General features: G+C 70.9%; 11 protein-coding genes. 1 reads left to right on the top strand and 10 read right to left on the bottom strand.

Annotated features, from left to right (window positions below; genetic code table 11):
- Positions 1-55 precede the first annotated feature (55 nt).
- From tagH to F1643_RS09780, 10 genes are all read right to left on the bottom strand, one after another.
- Complete coding sequence (gene tagH / locus F1643_RS09820; protein ID WP_194912863.1) at positions 56-1657, bottom strand: type VI secretion system-associated FHA domain protein TagH; 1602 nt, start codon at positions 1655-1657, stop codon at positions 56-58.
- 43 nt (positions 1658-1700) lie between these two features.
- On the bottom strand, positions 1701-1991 hold the full coding sequence (locus F1643_RS09815; protein ID WP_149226775.1) for a PAAR domain-containing protein: 291 nt from the start codon (positions 1989-1991) through the stop codon (positions 1701-1703).
- A gap of 24 nt (positions 1992-2015) precedes the next feature.
- Positions 2016-2615, bottom strand: coding sequence for a DUF4123 domain-containing protein (locus F1643_RS09810; RefSeq protein ID WP_255542602.1), 600 nt, complete (start codon positions 2613-2615; stop codon positions 2016-2018).
- 44 nt (positions 2616-2659) lie between these two features.
- Positions 2660-4723 (bottom strand): type VI secretion system Vgr family protein, encoded by a 2064-nt coding sequence (locus F1643_RS09805; RefSeq protein ID WP_194912859.1) that lies wholly within the window; start codon positions 4721-4723, stop codon positions 2660-2662.
- Positions 4723-5313: a type VI secretion system-associated protein TagF gene (tagF, locus tag F1643_RS09800; protein WP_194912856.1), complete on the bottom strand. Its 591-nt coding sequence runs from the start codon at positions 5311-5313 to the stop codon at positions 4723-4725. The genes F1643_RS09805 and tagF overlap by 1 nt, the downstream gene beginning before the upstream one ends.
- The gene (locus F1643_RS21855) at positions 5295-5894 is read right to left on the bottom strand and encodes a type VI secretion IcmF C-terminal domain-containing protein (protein WP_219729649.1); all 600 of its coding nucleotides are present in this window, start codon (positions 5892-5894) and stop codon (positions 5295-5297) included. Before F1643_RS21855 ends, tagF begins: the two co-directional genes overlap by 19 nt.
- Complete coding sequence (gene tssM, locus F1643_RS09795) at positions 5855-8803, bottom strand: type VI secretion system membrane subunit TssM (protein ID WP_219729648.1); 2949 nt, start codon at positions 8801-8803, stop codon at positions 5855-5857. Before tssM ends, F1643_RS21855 begins: the two co-directional genes overlap by 40 nt.
- 64 nt (positions 8804-8867) lie before the next feature.
- The gene (tssL, locus tag F1643_RS09790) at positions 8868-10193 is read right to left on the bottom strand and encodes a type VI secretion system protein TssL, long form (protein ID WP_255542601.1); all 1326 of its coding nucleotides are present in this window, start codon (positions 10191-10193) and stop codon (positions 8868-8870) included.
- A 222-nt stretch (positions 10194-10415) separates the two neighbouring features.
- Positions 10416-13832 (bottom strand): caspase family protein, encoded by a 3417-nt coding sequence (locus F1643_RS09785; protein ID WP_194912852.1) that lies wholly within the window; start codon positions 13830-13832, stop codon positions 10416-10418.
- A 74-nt stretch (positions 13833-13906) separates the two neighbouring features.
- Positions 13907-14713, bottom strand: coding sequence for a YMGG-like glycine zipper-containing protein (locus F1643_RS09780; RefSeq protein ID WP_194912848.1), 807 nt, complete (start codon positions 14711-14713; stop codon positions 13907-13909).
- A 327-nt stretch (positions 14714-15040) separates the two neighbouring features.
- On the opposite strand from F1643_RS09780, the gene F1643_RS09775 reads away from it, so the two are divergent.
- A complete protein-coding gene (locus tag F1643_RS09775) occupies positions 15041-16597 on the top strand; it encodes a caspase family protein (protein ID WP_255542600.1) in 1557 nt (518 codons plus the stop codon).
- Positions 16598-16714: the final 117 nt, after the last annotated feature.

Below are 16714 nucleotides of genomic sequence, written 5' to 3'. Positions count from 1 at the left end.
AAGCGGTCCGGTTCAGGAAAGGTCAGGCGGTGACAAAGGGTGACGCGGCGGCGGATCAGTCGGGCTTTCCGTCGTCCGCGGCACCGCCGGAATCGCCACGCACGAAGCGGTCGTATTCGCGGGCGATGGCGTCGCCGATGACCCGGTCGAAATCCTCTTCCAGCTCGACCACCAGATCCTTGTACAGCGTCTCGTACTGGTCCCAGTAGCGGGCCTTGCGCGCCGCCGGGACGATGCTGTCGAGAAGCCGCGTCTCCAGCCGCTGGCTGAGCGCGCCGGGGTCGAACTTGGCGACCACCTGCTTCAGCGCGGTCTGCAGCGCCGCGGCATAGGCGAGGTGGTGGACCTGCACGTCGCTCGCCGCCTCGCGCACCGCGTCGGCCATCGGCAGGAAGCCGCGCAGGCGCGGGTTGGCCAGCACCGACACCGCCTCGTCCAGCGTTTCGCAGCGCTTCAGCGGGTTTTCCCCCGCCGGGCGGAAGCTGGTCTGCTCCAGATGGAACTCGTCCTTGAAGCGGGAGCGCGCCCGCAGCGACGCATGCAGCGCCCCCAGGCTGACGCGCAACGCCTCGCCCAGGCCGCGCATCATCGCGTTCGGGCCCGGCAGCCCCTCCGGCGGCAGCGGCGCGCCGAACCCCTCATAGAAGGCGGCGACCGCGGCACCCGCATCGGCGACGGGCGCGGCGGCAGGAACGGCGACCGGCGCGGGAGGTGCCACGGGCGCGGGCGGCGGCGGCGGTACGAACTGCTGCGCCGCGTGGGGAACGATGACGGAGTCGTCCGGCAGCGGGAGCGGTTCGGCCACACGGACGACCGGCGGGGGCTCCGCCAACAGCGGGTCGGCCGCCGGATCGGGCAGCGTCTCGTCGATGTTCCAGTCTTCCGGCAACGGCTGGGCCGTCTTCGCCGCGGCGGGGAAGCCCGGATTCGGAAAGGCCGGCGCCGCCGGCTGCGGCGTGCCGAGGAGGTCGTCGTCCCAATCGTCGGGGATGCCGCTCCCTGACGGCTGCGGTGCGGCGGCCGGCGGCTGATACGAGACGCCGATCGACAGCGACTGGTTCAGCGGGTCGGAATGATCGTCCACGGTGCCGAACCGCCAGTCGTCCGCCCGCTCGCGCGCGGCGGCACCGCTGCTGGAGGCGGTCCAGGCATCGAAAGGTGCATCTTCCGACCGCAGCGGATGGTGTTCGAATGGGCGCGCCGCAGGATCGGCGAACAGTTCGTCGAACTGGTCCGGTACCGCGGCGGACGCCGGCGGCGGGGCGAAGGGATCGGGTGCGGCCTCCGTCCCGCCCAGCCGGAAGGCGCCGGAGATCTCCGTAAAGCTGGGGGCGGACAGCGTCTCCACCGTCGCCTCGATGATGAAGCGGCCGATGCGGACGCGGTCGCCCGACCTGAGGTCCGCCGGGACGTTGCGGCCGAGCGGCCGGTCGGAACCGTTGAGGAAGACGCCGTTGGTGCTGGTGTCGATCACCCGGTAACCGGCCGCGGTCTTCTCGAAGACGCAGTGCTGGCGCGACAGCAGCAGGTCCGGGTCTGGAAGAATCCAGCCGTTCTCGACCCCGCGCCCGACGGTGAGGTCGCCGCCATGCAGCGTCTTCTCGGCATTGCCGCCCAGCGACGCCCGATGGTCCGAAACGATCCTCAGCCTCAGCATTCCACGCTCTCCACCCCGCTGCCAGAACCCTCTTGCCCGGCGGTCAGCCGCCGATCACCACCGTCGGCGCCCCGGTCACGATCACCCCGCCATGGGCGGTCTGGTCGCCCAGCCGTGCCGCCGGCCGGCCGCCGACGATCACCGTCGCCGACCCCTTCACGATCACGTCGGGCGGGCCGACGCAGACGCACATGTCCGTCACCACCGCGGCCGGCAGGAACTCGATCAGGACCGCCGGCACGCCCGGGCTGACGATGGGGCCGCCGACATGCGGGACCGGGCCGGTCGTCATCGGGCAGGTGTGCATGTCGGTCAGGCGCGCGGCGGGCGGCATCGACGGTCTCCTCCGGCCTTCGGATCAGCGGATTCGGGGCGCGTCTGCGCCTGGGGTGGTCCGCAGCGGAATTTCGACGCGGCGCAGGTCGCCGTTCACCGATTCGAACAGGACCAGCGCATCGGCGCCCGCATCCTCCATCATGAACCGGATGCCGGGGCCGAACAACGCGGCGCGCTGGGCCTCGTCGCTGATCGGCAGGAAGCAGCCCAGCACCGCCGGATCGTAGAAGCGGAACAGGTAGGTCGCCCCGCCCTCGCCGTTGACGATGGTGAATTTGCGGAAATGGCGGCGCACCGCGTCGATGTCGCCGTCGGCCTGCACCAGGATGCCCCAGCCGCGTCCCCAGCCCTCCCCCACCAGCCAGTCGGCGACGGCGCTGCCGCGCGCCAGCCGGACAAGATAGGGCGCCACCTCCGCCAACTCGCTCGCCGTGTCGCCCTGGTAGAGGGAGCGCATGTCGGCCTCCTCCTCCCGCGCCAGCAGGCCGGGATAGAGGCCGGGGTCGCGCGCGGCGTCGACGATCATGTAGAGCGCGCGCGCCTCGTCCCCCGGCGGCCACAGATGATGGCCGAGACGGGCGACCACCTCCTGCGGGGAGCGGCGGGGGGAAGGCTCTGTCATCGCCCTGCCTGTGCCTGAATTCAAGCCTGGATTCATGCCTTGGTTCATGTCTGGCAGATCTCGCACAGCGGCGTGTTGGACGCGGCGGCGCTGCGCATCACCATGGCCTGGGCCGCGGTCTTCGGGGTGTGACTTTGCGCCGGGCGCGGCAGCTTGGCCTTCGGCGGGGCCGGGATCGCCCCGCCCTTGTCCTTGTCGGCCGGCGACGGCTTGTCCGGCCTGGCCGGCGAGGCGCTGAGCCCGTTGGCCGCACCGCCGCTGTTGATCAGCACCATGGTGCCGTTCATGGCGATGCCGGCCGGGCTCAGCGTGATGAAGTTGCCGCCGACCTTCAGCGTCAGCGAGGCGCCGGCCTCCAGGCACAGGTTCGCCCCGGCATGGACGGCATAGTTGGTGCCGATCTTGTCGTGCAGATCGACGCCGACGGTGCGCGACACGCCGCCGCCGACGGATTCCACATGGTCGCCGTCAACCGTGGCGTGGTGGTTCTTGCCCACCCATTCCCACAGGCCGCCGGCGACGTTCACATGCTGGCCCGACGCCACCGACGTGCGGCTGTCATGGCCGATGCGCAGGTCGTAGTCCCGCTGGGCATGGACGAAGACCTGCTCCTTGCCCGCCTTGTCCTCGAAGCGGATTTCGTTGAAGCCGCGCCCGCCGGGCGAGCTGCGCGTCTTGATGCCGGAGCGCGTCTTGTGTTCGGGCAGGGCGTAGGTCGGCAGCGCGTCGGCGTTGTTGACCACGCCGATCACCATCGGGCGGTCGGGATCGCCGTCGACGAAATCGACCAGCACCTCCATGCCGATGCGCGGCACCGTCTGCATGCCCCACTGGTGCCCGGCCCAGCTCTGCGCCACCCGGATCCAGCAGGAGCTTTTCTCGTCCGACCGGCCGCGGCGGTCCCAATGGAACTGCACCATGATGCGGCCGAACTTGTCGGTGTAGATTTCCTCCCCCGCCGGTCCGACGACGAAGGCGGTCTGGATGCCGCGCACCGACGGCTTGGGCGTGCGCCGCGCCGGCCGCACCACCGCCTTGGCCGGCAGGGCGCGGAAGCTGTTGCCGTAGGACGCCTTGCGCTTGTCGCCGGGCAGGAAGCCCTCGTTGCAGGCGTCGAACTCCAGCTCCGCCACCACGACGGGCTGGTTGTTCTCCGCCGCGGTCGGATGGTCGGTCAGGGCGAAGGTCATGCCGGGATGCAGGCTGCGGCAGGCGCCGACGCCGCGCACCCCCTCCAGCCCGCGCTCCTCCGTCTCCATCCGGCGGCGGGCGAGCGCCGATCCGGCATCGCGCGTGGCATAGCGGCCGGGATACTCGAACAGCTCGTATTTCGTCGAAACCGGCACCTTGGCGACCGATGCCTCGCCGCTGTCCAACGCCGTGCGCGGCGCCTGGAAGTCGTAGTCCTTGGTCGCCCAGCGGCCCGATGCGATGGAATAGACCCGCTCCCACCGCTCGATCTGGTCGGCATACTGGCCGCTGGGGTTGAAGCGCAGGGTTGCCGGCGACAGCTTGGCATAGCCGGCGGCGCTGTCGGACAGGATCAGCTTGTGGCGGTCGCGCTCATGCGCGAAGTAGTAATAGATGCCCTCTTCTTCCAGCAGCCGGCTGATGAAGTCGAAATAGGTCTCGTTGTACTGGACGCAATACTCGCGCGGCTGGTAGGTACCGCTCAGGCTGCGGAATTCGAAGTTGGAGAAGCCGAATTCCTGGAAGATCGTCTCGACGATCTTCGGAACCGCCATCGGCCCGCCGCCGCCCAGGCTGTGGAAGATGCGGCAATCGCTGGTGTAGGACAGCAGCGACAGCCAGGGCACCACCTCGATCGTGTAATAGCGCTGGTCGCGCCCCACCGGCACGCCGACGCCGAGCGAGCGCGCGATGCCGTTGACGTAGTGGCGCTCGCCGTCCAACTGGCGGAAGCCGATGTTGACGCTGTTGCCGACGATGGTCTCGGCCGCCAGCGGCTCGATGGGGCCGAGCGCGTCGATGCTGTAGAGGAAGGGGCTGGACAGCGCCTCGCGCCCCCGCACCCGCTCCACCAGAAGCACGTCGGGTCCGGCCGGCGTTTCCAGCGACAGCAGACGGTCGTCCTGAACGAACTGCATCACGCCTCCTCCTCGGCACGGCCGGTCAGGAATTCAGCGAAGTTCGCGGCCGGCGGCAAGCCGGCGCTGGTGAAGCCCTGCTCCGCCACGCCCTCCCCGCCCAGCGTCCACCAGCGGGCGCCGGTGGACGGCGCCTCGTCGGACGGCTGCGGCACCGACAGGGCGGTGACGGAGCCGACGAAGGCCTCCACGTCGAGCGTGTGGGTCAGGACGGACAGCGCCAGCTCTTCCGCCGCCTCGAACCATGCAGCGTCAGCCTCGGTCCCGGCGGCGGTCTGGCCGGGCGCCAGCAGGGCGACCAGCGCCAGCGGGAACTGCCGCCCGGCCTTGTCGACGCTGGGCATCATCACGCCGGCCGCCGCCTGCGGCCCGCAGACCCCGGCCTCCAGCGTGAAGCGCCAGATCGGCGCGTTGAGGTAGCGGTCCATCCACCCCTCACCCAGCGCCGCGCGGCTGGCCTGCAAGCCATCGAGCAGCCAATCGTGCCACGGGTCGGCGAAGCTGCGGGGCAACCCGCGCAGCAGGAAATCGCCCCGCGCCGGCAGCTTCCCGAAACAGCCGCTATTGCCCATCACAGACTGTCCGGGCATCGGAAGTCCTTGAGGTCGCGGATCGAGAAGGGATTGACCGCACTGGTCATCCGCACGTCGAAGCTGGCCGACTTGCCGGCGGCGCCGAAGCTCAGCGGGATGCGGTCGGGCACCGACCCCTTGCGGCCCCGGTTGGCGTCCAGCGTGCGGAACCACGCCCAGCTGCCGGTGCGCTGGGTCATCTCCGGCGGTTCGGTCGGCTGGCCGGTGAAGGTGACGCGCAGGTCGCCCGCCCCGCCCGGCTTCGGCCATTGCAGCCCCTGCGCCAGCGTGGCGTTGCGGGCGAAGGTCATGCGCTGACCGTCGATGTCGAGGTCCACCTGCTCCACCCCGGCGCCGAGATAGGTCGGGCGCAGTTCGAAGCGCAGCGACGGCACCCTGCCGCTGTCGGGGAAGAAGGCGTCGCGGATCATCGCCGCATGCTGGAAGGCCGGCAGCACCGACGACGGGATGCCGAGGTCGGCGGCCGAGGGCTGCCAGCGCCAGGGCTCCCGCGTGGTGTCGACGAAGGGACGCAGCCGGTTGGCGAAGAAGGCGTCGATCAGCCCGCCGGGGGCGAACAGCCGGGCGAAATCATCCATGCCGACATCGGCCGAGGCGCCCTTGACGAAGGATAGCGGTTGTCGAGCGCGCGGCGGCACCAGGGCAGCACCGTGCTCTGCCATTCGGCGTTGATCTGCGACCGGGCGCCGCTCAGCGTCCGCGCGGTGCCTTGCTCCACCAGTTCTTCGGTCCAGCGGCGCACCGGCTGCGGGTAATAGGCCACGTCTGTGGCGAGCTTCTGGAACACCTCGCCGCCGCCGCTGGCCGCCAGATCGAACAGCTTCTGTCCGCTCCCCGTGCCCAGCGACAGCCGCGCCAGCACCGCATGCACGCCCTCCAGCTGGCGCAGCAGCTCCTCCAGCCGGGCATTGCCGCTGTTGCGGGTGAAGTCGTTCAGCGGGCGGAACCGGTCGTCCACCATCTGGGTGACCAGCTTGGCGCCGCCGCTGTCTGCGACCGCCGCAGCCACGGCCGTCACCGCCGGAGCGGCGCCGGCCGGCGCCTCCGGCACGCGCTGCAAAGTCGTCTCGTTCGCCACCGCCGCCAGCAGCTTCTGCAGGGGGGAACTGCGGCCGGACAGGATGTTGACCTCTTCGGCCAGCGCCTGCGGGTTGGCGGCCGGCACCAGGGTGATGTCGTTCAGCAGAGCGTCCCAGCGCCCGGCATAGTCGCGCAGATACAGGGTCAGCGCCGCCGTCTCCAGCTCCGGCCCGGCCTCTTCCCCGCGCGGGGGGCCGAGCAGCCAGCTGTGGTCGCGCACCGACCGCGCCGCACCGGGCAGCCCCGGCAGCATCACGCCGGTGAAGCCCTGCTGCGTGTAGAATCCCGGAATGCCGTCGCTGAATCGCGCGCCGGAGGAGCGGCGGAACACCCGGTCGCCTTCCGGCCCGGCCTGCTCGGTCGGGCGCCATTCCTGCAGCTTGCGCGCCGCCTCGCCGTCGCGGACGGCGGCATAGACGCGGGCGGCCAGGGGGGTGCGGGCCAGCACTTCGCGCGATTGCCGGACCAGTTCGGCGTCGAGGTTAAGCTTCGGCAGCCCGGCGGGCGCACCGAGCCCGGCATCGATGTGGCCGAGCAGCGCCTTGGTCTCGTCCTCGCCCGGCGGGGGCGAGACGCGGCCCAGCCAGCCGGTGGTCCAGGCCTTGACCTCCTCGCCATTGACCGGCCCGGCGCCGCCCAGCGTCAGGTAGAGCCGCAGCAGCGCCTCCACCGCCGGGGCGTCGTCGGCGATCAGCCGGTCGCGCAGGTCGCGCTGCACCCGCACCAGCAGGCGCGGCACCAGCAGCCCGTTGACCGCGCGGCGGTAGAGCGCGTCGCCCGCCTCCTCCAGCTTGTCGCCCTGGTAGAGCCCGAAATCGAGGGCCAGCTTCTGCTTCAGCGCCAGCGTGTCGTGACCGGCCGGCAGGGCGCGCAGCTCGTTCAGCACCGGCAGCACGCGGCGGATGTCGTCGTCGGCGACGGTGCCGGCGGCCAGCGCCTCCGCCTTCGGGCGGTAGGCGTCGACCGCCTGCTGTTCGCGGTCGATCAGCCCGGCATTGCCGAGATAGCTGGCGACCCAGGCCGCGGTGGCGGCGACGGTGACCAGCCCGAACAGGCTGTAGGCGATGCGCGGAACCCAGATGCGCCGCCGCTCCGCCGCCGGGTCGAAGCCGACCAGATTGGCCTCGCGGAACACCAGGTCGTTCAGCAGCCCGCCGAGGAAATAGCTGCGCTGCTGCCCGGCGGCGACGGCGCCGCCGCGGAAGGGCGCCGCCGGCAGGCCGAAGCTCTCGGCCAGCCCGCCGATCAGCCGGTCGATCTGCGTGCCTTCCTGGGTGCCGCTGGTGAAATAGATGCCGCGCAGCCGCAGCGCCGGCTCGTACCGGTTGGCCTTGAAGGCCGCGGCGACAAAGTCGAGCAGCGGCTCCTTCAGCGAGGCCAGCTGCGAGGGGAAGGCGAAGATGGCGCCGCGGCGCTCCTGCGCATGCTCCTGCTGGATGCGGTCGACGGCGCGGGCGGACAGCCGGCCGGCGATGCCGTCCAGCTCGCTGCCCAGCGTCGCCATGCCGGCGTCGCCCAACTCGCTTTCGGCCGCCGGCAAGGTGACGCCGACGATCTGCCGGCGCTCGTCCCGGTTCAGGTCGTGGAAGAACTCGTTGAAGCCGGCGATCAGGTCGGCCTTGGTCAGCAGCAGATAGACCGGCGCCTTCACCTTCAGCGTCTCGTAAAGCTCGCGCAGGCGGCGGCGGATGGCGGCGGCATGCTGCGCCCGCTCCTCCGGCCCGGCGGCGGCGAGGTCGGGGACCGCCATCGCCACCAGCACGCCGTTGATCGGCTGGCGCGAGCGCGCATCCTTCAGCAGCTTCAGGAAGGCGCCCCAACCGGTCTGGTCGACCGCCTCGTGGCTGTCCTGGGTGGTGTAGCGCCCGGCGGTGTCGAGGAAGATCGCCTCGTCGGCGAACCACCAGTCGCATTGCCGGGTGCCGCCGACGCCCTTCAGCGGCTTGGCCCCGGTCTGGTCCGCCAGCGGGAAATTCAGGCCGCTCTTCAGCAGGGCCGTGGTCTTGCCCGCGCCCGGCGGGCCGATGATGACGTACCAGGGGGTGGAGTAGAGATAGCCGTCGCCCAGCCCCCGCTGCTTGCGCCCGGCCTTCAGCAGGGCGAGGGAGTCGGCGAAGGTCTTGCGCAGCCCGGCGACCTCGTCGGCCTGATCCATCGCGGCCATGCGGGCCGCGTCGCTGCCGCCGGTCAGCTCCGCCGTCATCCGCTCCTCGGCCTTGGCGTCGCGGCGTTTCAGCAGGATCAGCACGACCGCCAGGATCGGGAAGGGCACGGCGGCGGCCACGGCCAGCCAGGGCATCTCCAGCCCGGCCAGCGGCGCCAGCAGCGCGATCAGTGCCGCCGCGATGGCCGCACCGATGAAGCCCAGCACTGCGCGGGAGAGCAAGATGGCGGTCAGCCGACTCATTCCGATACCCCTGTCCCTGATCTTATGCTGCCGCTGGCACCGTCCCCGTCCGGGGCGGCTCCGCTCATTTCTTGAGGATGATGTCGATCCGACGGTTCGCCGCCCGGCCCTCAGGCGTGTCGTTGGACGCCACCGGTTCGGTATCGGACTTGCCCTCCGCCTTGAGGCGGGACTTGTCGGCGAAGAGCGGGTCGAACTCCGCCATCACGGATTCGGCGCGGGCCTTCGACAGGTGCCAGTTCGACGGGAAGCGCAACCGCCCGCCGCCGGTCATCGGCACATTGTCGGTGTGGCCGGTGATCAGCACCGCGCCCGGCTCCTCCGCCACGGCGCGGCCGACGCGCAGCACCGATCCGCGCACCTTGTCGTTCAGGCTGGCGCTGCCGCTGGCGAACAGGTTGCTGCCGCGCATGCGGACGGTGATCGACAGCGCGTCCTCCGTCACCTCGACCAGCCCTTCGGCGATCTCCGGCTCCAGGAACTTGCGCACGCGCTGGACCTGGGTGGTCTGCGGCGGGGGAGGCGGGGCGATCTGCGGCGGCGGCGGTGCGGCCTCCGCCAGCTTGACCGGGGCCGGCGTCTCGATCACCACGCCACCGTGCGGCGGCAGGCCGCCCATGCCGGCGAACAGCCGGTCCGACGCGCCGTTCAGCAGGAAGCTGAGGCCCAGGAACAGCAGCAGCAGGAACAGCGCCGTGCCGGCCCCGGCCACCCAGACCGGCAGCGAGCTGCGCGGCGGACGGTAGTCCATCGCCAGCGCCGCCGCGTTCGGGCAGAGGATGCGGTCGGCATAGCCGCGATGCTTGACCAGGATGTTGTAGACGTCCTCGCGGATGCGGGCATGCTCGCTGTCCTGGCGCCCGGCGACGCGGTAGCGGCCGCGGAAGCCCAGGGACAGGCAGAGATACATCAGTTCCAGCAGGTCGCCGTACTTGCCCGGATCCTGACGGGCGGAGGCGAGCCGCTCATAGAACTGGTCGCCGCCGACGACGTTCTTGTGGAACATGCTGGTGACGTTCTGGCGCGTCCAGGAACTCTGGCTGCCCCATTGCGAGTTCAGCACGATGTCGTCGATCAGGGCGCAGAGCGCGTAATGCGCGGTCGCCTGGGTCGCGGCGTCCATGCCGGACTTGGTCACCCAATGCTGGAAGTCGCGCAGGGCCGAGATCACGCGCTGGCGCAGCGATTCCAGGTCCGGAACCCCGGTGACGTCGTTCAGCCGCGCCGCCAGCAGCAGCACCGGCGAGGCGGCGGCGGCAAGCGGCGAACGGGCGGCGAAGATGCCGGCCAGCGCCGGTCCCGCAACACCGACGGCCTCCACCCGCGCCGCGGCCGGCGGTTCCCCGCCACCGGGCGTACCGGATGCGCGCCGGCCACCCGGCGTCGGCATCAGGACCGTACGTTCCGTTTCCGGTCCGGGCATGCCGCCAAACTCATCGCCGCCTTGCATGTCCACCCCAATCCGCGCGCCGTTCCGAAAGCGGTCCGGCCCCTCTTTTGAAAACACTGTGAACGAACTAACCGAACTTTATCTAGCCATTTCTGGCCGGCAAATCCGGGGTATGCGCGGCGGATGGTCCTACCGCCGCGCCTGCCCGGCCCAGGCGCCCGCTCAGGGTTGACCGGGCTGCGGCGCCGCCAGCGGGAAGGGGTTCAGTTCGTTGCCGCCGGTCTTGAAGATTGCGGACTGGCTCCACTTCTTCTCGCGCGCCAGACGCGGCACCGCACGGTTCACGTACTGTCCGAGCGTCAGGTTGTAGATCGCCTCGTCCCCCGGCAGCAGGGCCTTGCCCTTCAGCCCTTCCAGCACCGCATGGGCGAAGATGCCGTTGCGGCCGTCATAGCTGTCCAGCGCCTCCTCCTGCTCCGACGAGGCGGCCAGCAGGTAGCGCTGCCCCATGTCCTGGTACAGCTTGTCGACCGTGCCCGCCGACACCGCGCCCGAATGGCAGGTGTCGAGCATCACCAGCACGTTGCGGGCGGAAATCGCACTGACCAGCCGGTTCAGCTCCTTCTCCGACAGCCCCTGCTCGCTGATCGCCTGGGGGGTGGCGGCGGTCACGTTCTGCGTGATGAAGTGGTAGAGCTTGACCGAAGGGTCCTTCGGCGACGGCACGATCACGCCATGGCCGGCGAGATAGAGGACGACGGTATCCTCCTCCCGCGCGTTGGCGGCGAGATCCTCCAGCCCGGCGATGACGGCGTCGCGGCTCGCCTGCTCGTCATAAAGCGCCTTCGACAGAGCCAGCGACTGCTCCCGGTCGTAGCCGGCGGGAACCCGGCCGGTCAGCGTCTCGGCGAAGGAGGATGCGTCGGCGCGGGCGAAGCGCAGCTGCGTGCCCTCCGGCCGGTACTTGTCGATGCCGACGACGAAGGTGATCAGCCGCGGCTTGGCCGGCGCGGCACGTTCCGTCGCACTTCCGGCCGCGGTCGTCGCCGCCGTAACCGTCGGCTTGGGCAGCACGAAATCGACCAGCGGCGAGCGTTCATAGATCGCGTCCGTGCCGTTATAGGCGCGGATCTGCACCCGGTTGCTGCCGGGATCGAGGCGGACGGTGCTGACCCGCTCCTCCGGCGGCGGGGGCTGGTCCTTGTTGGCGTCCGCCGGCGTGGCGGCGGCCGCAGGCTGGGCTTGAACGGCCGGCTGCGGGGCCGGCTGGGGAGCGGGCGCCGGCTCCTTGGCGCGGGCGAAGGCGCGGGACTTGTCCTGGCCGCTGACGTTGCGGCCGTTGCGAAACAGATCGACCGAGCCGATGCCGCCGCCGGTGTCGGCCAGCCGGTAGCGCAGCCGCACCGATCCGACTCCCTCGGGCAGCGTGACCGACAGCCGCGGCTCCTCCGCCGCGACGTCAAGCTCCTGTCCCTGCGGCGCGGGCTTGGCGACTGCCTGGGGCACCGCCTGCGGGGCGGGCGCCGGCTCCTTGGCGCGCGCGAAGGCGCGGCTGACCGGCGTCATGTCGAGCGGATGACAGGTTTCCGCGGCCGTGGGAACCGTGGTGGCACCGACAGGCGCCGCGGCAGCGGCAGCGGGAGCGGAAGTGGACGCTGCCGCCGGAGCTGCAGCCGCCGCTTCCGTCGCGCCGGTGCCGAGCGCCAGACCGCGGCTGGCGGCGGGCACGGTGCAGTAGTCCAGCAAAGTCACCTGCGGGCGGCGCTGGGTCAGCAGGCGGATGTCGCCGATGGCGGACAGGCGCGCGGCGATCTCCGCCTGACCGGTCTGCTGCAGCTTGGCGCGCACCAGTTCGGGGGCGTTGAAGACGCGGTAGACCTGCTTGAACTCGACCCACTGGCTGCCCTTCTTCTTCGGGTCGTTCAGGTGGAAGCCGACCAGGGTCTCGCCGCCGCTTTCGGAATGGTCGAAGAAGGCCTCCGGCGTCCACAGCACCCAGCGGCGGCCGTCGCGATGCGGGAACAGAGCCGCCAACTCCTCCAGCGGCCGGAATCCTCCGGACAGCGCGTACCAGCGCAGCGTGCCGTCGCCCAGCGCGGCCACGGCAACGCGCCCGTCGGCCGACGCGACGACGCCCCACACGGCGGCCGGCACCTCGGCGCGGGCAAGCTCGGCCCCGGCGGAATCGAGCAGGCGCAGGCTGAACTCCCCGCCCAGCAGGACCCGGCGCTGCCGGCCCAGCACGGTGACGCTGCGCGCCCATTCGCCGCTGTCCAGCTTCACCGGCTGGCCGTTGACCTTGGGGTTGCGGGTGTTGCGCCAGTCGGCGACGCCGATCCCCGGCCCTTCCGCCGCCGGCCGGGCGAGGCCGGGCAGCGCGTCCGGCGCCGGGGTCAGGCTGCGGGCCAGCACGTCGAAGCGCATCGGCCGCTGGCCGCCCTGCTCCATGCCGAACTCCAGCACCAGACCGTCGTCGGACAGGCCGAAGCGGCCGAGATGGATGTCGCGGTAATCGGCGACGTCGCCCATGCGGGCGAACTGCAGCCGGCCGGCCGGGTCGATCACGCCCCATCCCGGATCGGCGGCGGCGAAGGCGACCCCGCCACCCTGCAGCGGCAGAAGATGGGTCACGGAATCGCGCGCGGCGGGCGTGTCGGTGTAGGCCCCCTTGCCGGCATCGGCCCAGCGCCGCACCACGTTGCGCTTGCCGTCCACCGTCGCGGTGCCGGCGGCGACCAGCGCCGTGCCGTCCCAGGCGACCGCGGCGAAGCTGCCGCCGGTGACCCCGGTGGCCTTGGCGCTGTGGCGCGTCTTCAGGTCGGCGGCGGCCAGCACGTCGACCTGCGCCTGATCGGCATAGCCGACCGCCAGCAGCGCTCCGTCCGGCGAGAAGGCGACCGAATAGGGCATGCCCTTGCCCGGCTTGCGCTTGGCCTTCGGCTTGAAGGCGGCGTCGTAGAGCCGGACGTTGCCGTCGAAGGACGCGGTGGCGAGCCGCCCGTCGGGCGCGAAGGCCAGCGCCGACACCCGCGCCTCATAGGCGGTGTCCTCGGCGACCAGCCTGAAGCTGGCACTGTCCCACACGCGGATGCCGGCGGTGCCGCCGAAGGCCCCGGCGACGAAGCGCCCGTCGGGCGAGAAGGCGAGATCGTTCAGCACCTGCGGCTGCCCCGGAAGCCGGGCCTTCAGCCGCTGCGCCTTGACGTCGAACAGGTAGAGCGTGACGCCGTCGCCCCAGCTCGACCCGGTGTTGCCGGCGGCGACCGCCAGAGCCCCGTCGGCCGACAGGGCCACGGCATAGAGCGCGCCCTCGTCCCCCGCCTCCATCGGCACGCGCAGGACGCCCAGCGGCTCCCCGCCGTCGCGTGCCCACAGGCGCAGGGACTTGTCGTTGGAAACGGTGGCGATCAGCCGGCCCTGGGCGTCGCTGGCCAGCCGGTTGACGCGGGCGGTGTGGCCGCCGGTCTCGATCCGCAGGAACGCCCCCGTGGACGCGTCGCCCGCCAGCGCCGGCCGGGCCGCGAACGCCCCCGCCACACCGCAGATGAGCGCGCCCAGCAGGACGACGGGAAGAGCGCCGCGCCGCAGGCGCGCGTTCAGGCGAGAGAGACAGCCGGCCATCATCCGTTCCGCTTGCACTGGTGTCGTCCGGCGGCGGTCCCGCGCATCCTCCGCGAAAGACCGCCGCCGGTCAGGTCATCTGACCGCACCGATCAGGCGGCGTCCAGCGTCGCTTCCTTCTGGGCGATCTGCTGGATGCTGCTGGTGGTGGCGTTGATGCGCTCCGACGTCTCGAAGGCGGTGTTGGTGCGCTCGACCACCTGGGCGGCCTGGGTGGTGGCCGTCTGCTTCGCCGGCTTCTTCTTGGTCTGGGCCTTGACCGCGGTCTTGGTACGGATCTTCTCGGCGGAGCCCGGCTGGATGTTGTCGGCGGCGATCAGATATTCGTCGCGGCGCTTGACGATGTTCTGGTTGATGCTGCTGGCGATGGCGTAATCCTTGTCCAGCTGGCCGCGGATCAGCGCCAGGCGCTGCTCGGCCTCCGGCTTGCCGATGCGCTTGGCCTTGTAGTCGGCCTTGACGCGCGCGATCTCGGCGCGGCGGCAGTTCACCAACTGGTCCAGCGCGACCTGGGTGCGGCTCAGGTTCTGGTTCTCGGCGTCCAGGTCGGTCATCACGCCCAGGATCGCCTGATCGCGGCCCTGCTGCGACTTGGAGTTCCAGTAGCCGCCCAGCGAGCCCAGCGCCGCACCGGCGGCGGCGCCGATCAGCGCGCTCTTCATGTTGCCGCCGGCCAGCGCACCGGTCAGCGCACCCACGCCGGCGCCGATGGCGGCACCCTTCAGCATGTCCTCGGCATAGTAGTTGCCGGTCGAATCGAGCGCGACGCGGTACTGGTAGCAGGCGTCGCTGCCGTCGTTGGCGCCGATGCGATCCGTCTGCGTGGTCACGCAGCCGCTGAGCGCCATGGCGACGATGGTGAGCGAGACGAGGCTTGCCTTGGCACGGTTGCTTCGCATGACCTGGATTCCCGTTTGCTTTTCTGTTCAAGACATATTTCGATCAGATCCAGAACTCCGGGCCGTCCGCACCACCCCCACAGTGGGCGCACGCCGTCGCCGATCAGGACCCGCCGCCACGCTGCCACAGCAACAACTGTAACGGAAGGGGGCATTACTACCAATTCGTGCGGCCTTTTATCCAATTTTTCGGCCTGTAGCCTTTAAGGCACGGCTACCCGGGAGAAGCATGATGTTCGGATTCGGGGGGATATGATGTTCGGAAGAATGCGGCGCCGGATGACCGCAAGGGTTCTCGCAGTAATCACGGCCGGTCTTGCCGCGGGGATGATCGTAACGGTCGCCGCAAGTCCGGCGCGGGCGGAAATTGCGGCGCTGGTGATCGGAATCGACCGCTACACGCGGATCAACCCGCTGCAGGGCGCCGTCAACGACGCACGCGACATCAGTGCCGCGCTGAAAGGCCTTGGCGTCAGGAAACTGCGCCTGTTCATCGACGGCGAGGCGGAACGCAGCCGGATCATATCGGCGTGGCGGGAGCTGATCGCCGAGACCTCCCCCGACTCGACACTGGTGCTGACCTTCGCCGGCCATGGCGCGCAGCAACCGGAACGTGTGCCCGGCAGCGAGGTCGACGGCATGGACGAGTTCCTGGTGCTGGCGGACTTCGCCCCGCGCGGTCCCGGCACCGCCCAGCGCCTGACCGACGACGAGATCGCCGTGCTGCTGAAGGAAGCCGCCCCGCGCCGGGTGATCTTCGTTTCCGATTCCTGCCATTCCGGCACGATGACCCGCGGCTTCGACGACCGCGCCGGCATGCTCGGCACGCGGGCGGCGCGGATCGACGGGGCGCTGGTCGACCGGATCGAGGACGACGCCCTGCCACCGCCCACCCGCGCCGCCCTGCAGGCGGAGGCGGACGACCAGCCGAACGTCACCTTCTTCGCCGCCGTCGCCGAACATGAGCTGGCGCCAGAGGTGATGATCGACCGCAAGCCGCGCGGCGCGCTCAGCTGGGCCTTCGCCAACGCGTTGCGCGGGCAGGCCGACCGCAACGGCGACGGCATCGTCACCAAGGGGGAGTTGGAGGCGCACATCCGCGGCGCCGTCCGCATGGCTCTGGAAGGCAAGCAGCATCCGCAGGTCCAGCCGCGCGGCCGTGGCGAGCTTCCGCTGATCGACCCGGTCGCCACCAAGCCGAAGCCGCCGTCCCTGCTGCCCGCTGCGGGTCCGATCCCGCTGCGCATCCTGGGCAAGCCGGCGGCGGTGAAGGGACTGGCCGCCGGCCTCTCCGGCATCGAGGTTGCCGGCAAGAACGATCCCGCCCTGGTCTGGGACAGCGCCACCGGCGAGGTGGTCAGCTCGATGGGCGACGTCCTGGCGAGCATCGCCGGCGACCCGATGGCACCGGAAACCCGGCGGCGGGTGCAGGGGGTGGTCGACAAATGGTCGCTGGTGGTGCGGGTGAAGGCGGCGGCGCAGGACCGCTCGCTGGCCCTGGCGCTGGAGCCGGGCGACCGCAACTACCGCCAGGGGGAGACGGTCTCGCTCGACATCCGCGGCAACAGCGGGACCTACTTCACCCTGATCAACCTCGCCGCCGACGGGACGGTCAACTACCTCTACCCGCTGGCGGAGCGCAACGACCCGGCGCAGATCCCGAAAGGCGGCCCCTACCGGCTGGCCCTGACGGTGGAGCCGCCCTTCGGCGCCGATCATTTCCTCGCCATCGCCTCGCCCAGGCCGATGGCGGCCCTTCAGCGGGACCTCGCCGCACTCGACGGCAAGCCGGCCGCCGCGGAGGTCGCCACCCTGCTGACCAAGCACCTCACCGGCCAGCCGGTGGAGTTCGGCATCCACGGCGTCTACAGCACGGGTCGGTGACTGGATCGCCCTCTCCCCCCGGGGAGCTATGGCATTCACACATCTCAGCGTCACGTAAGACGTCGGAATAAAGTAATTTTGTCGGCCGTCATTCCCGCGAAGGCGGGAATCCAGCCA

Source organism: Azospirillum sp. INR13, from assembly GCF_015390205.1.
Taxonomy (GTDB): Bacteria; Pseudomonadota; Alphaproteobacteria; order Azospirillales; family Azospirillaceae; genus Azospirillum.
This window is presented reverse-complemented; position numbering and strand designations above follow the sequence as displayed.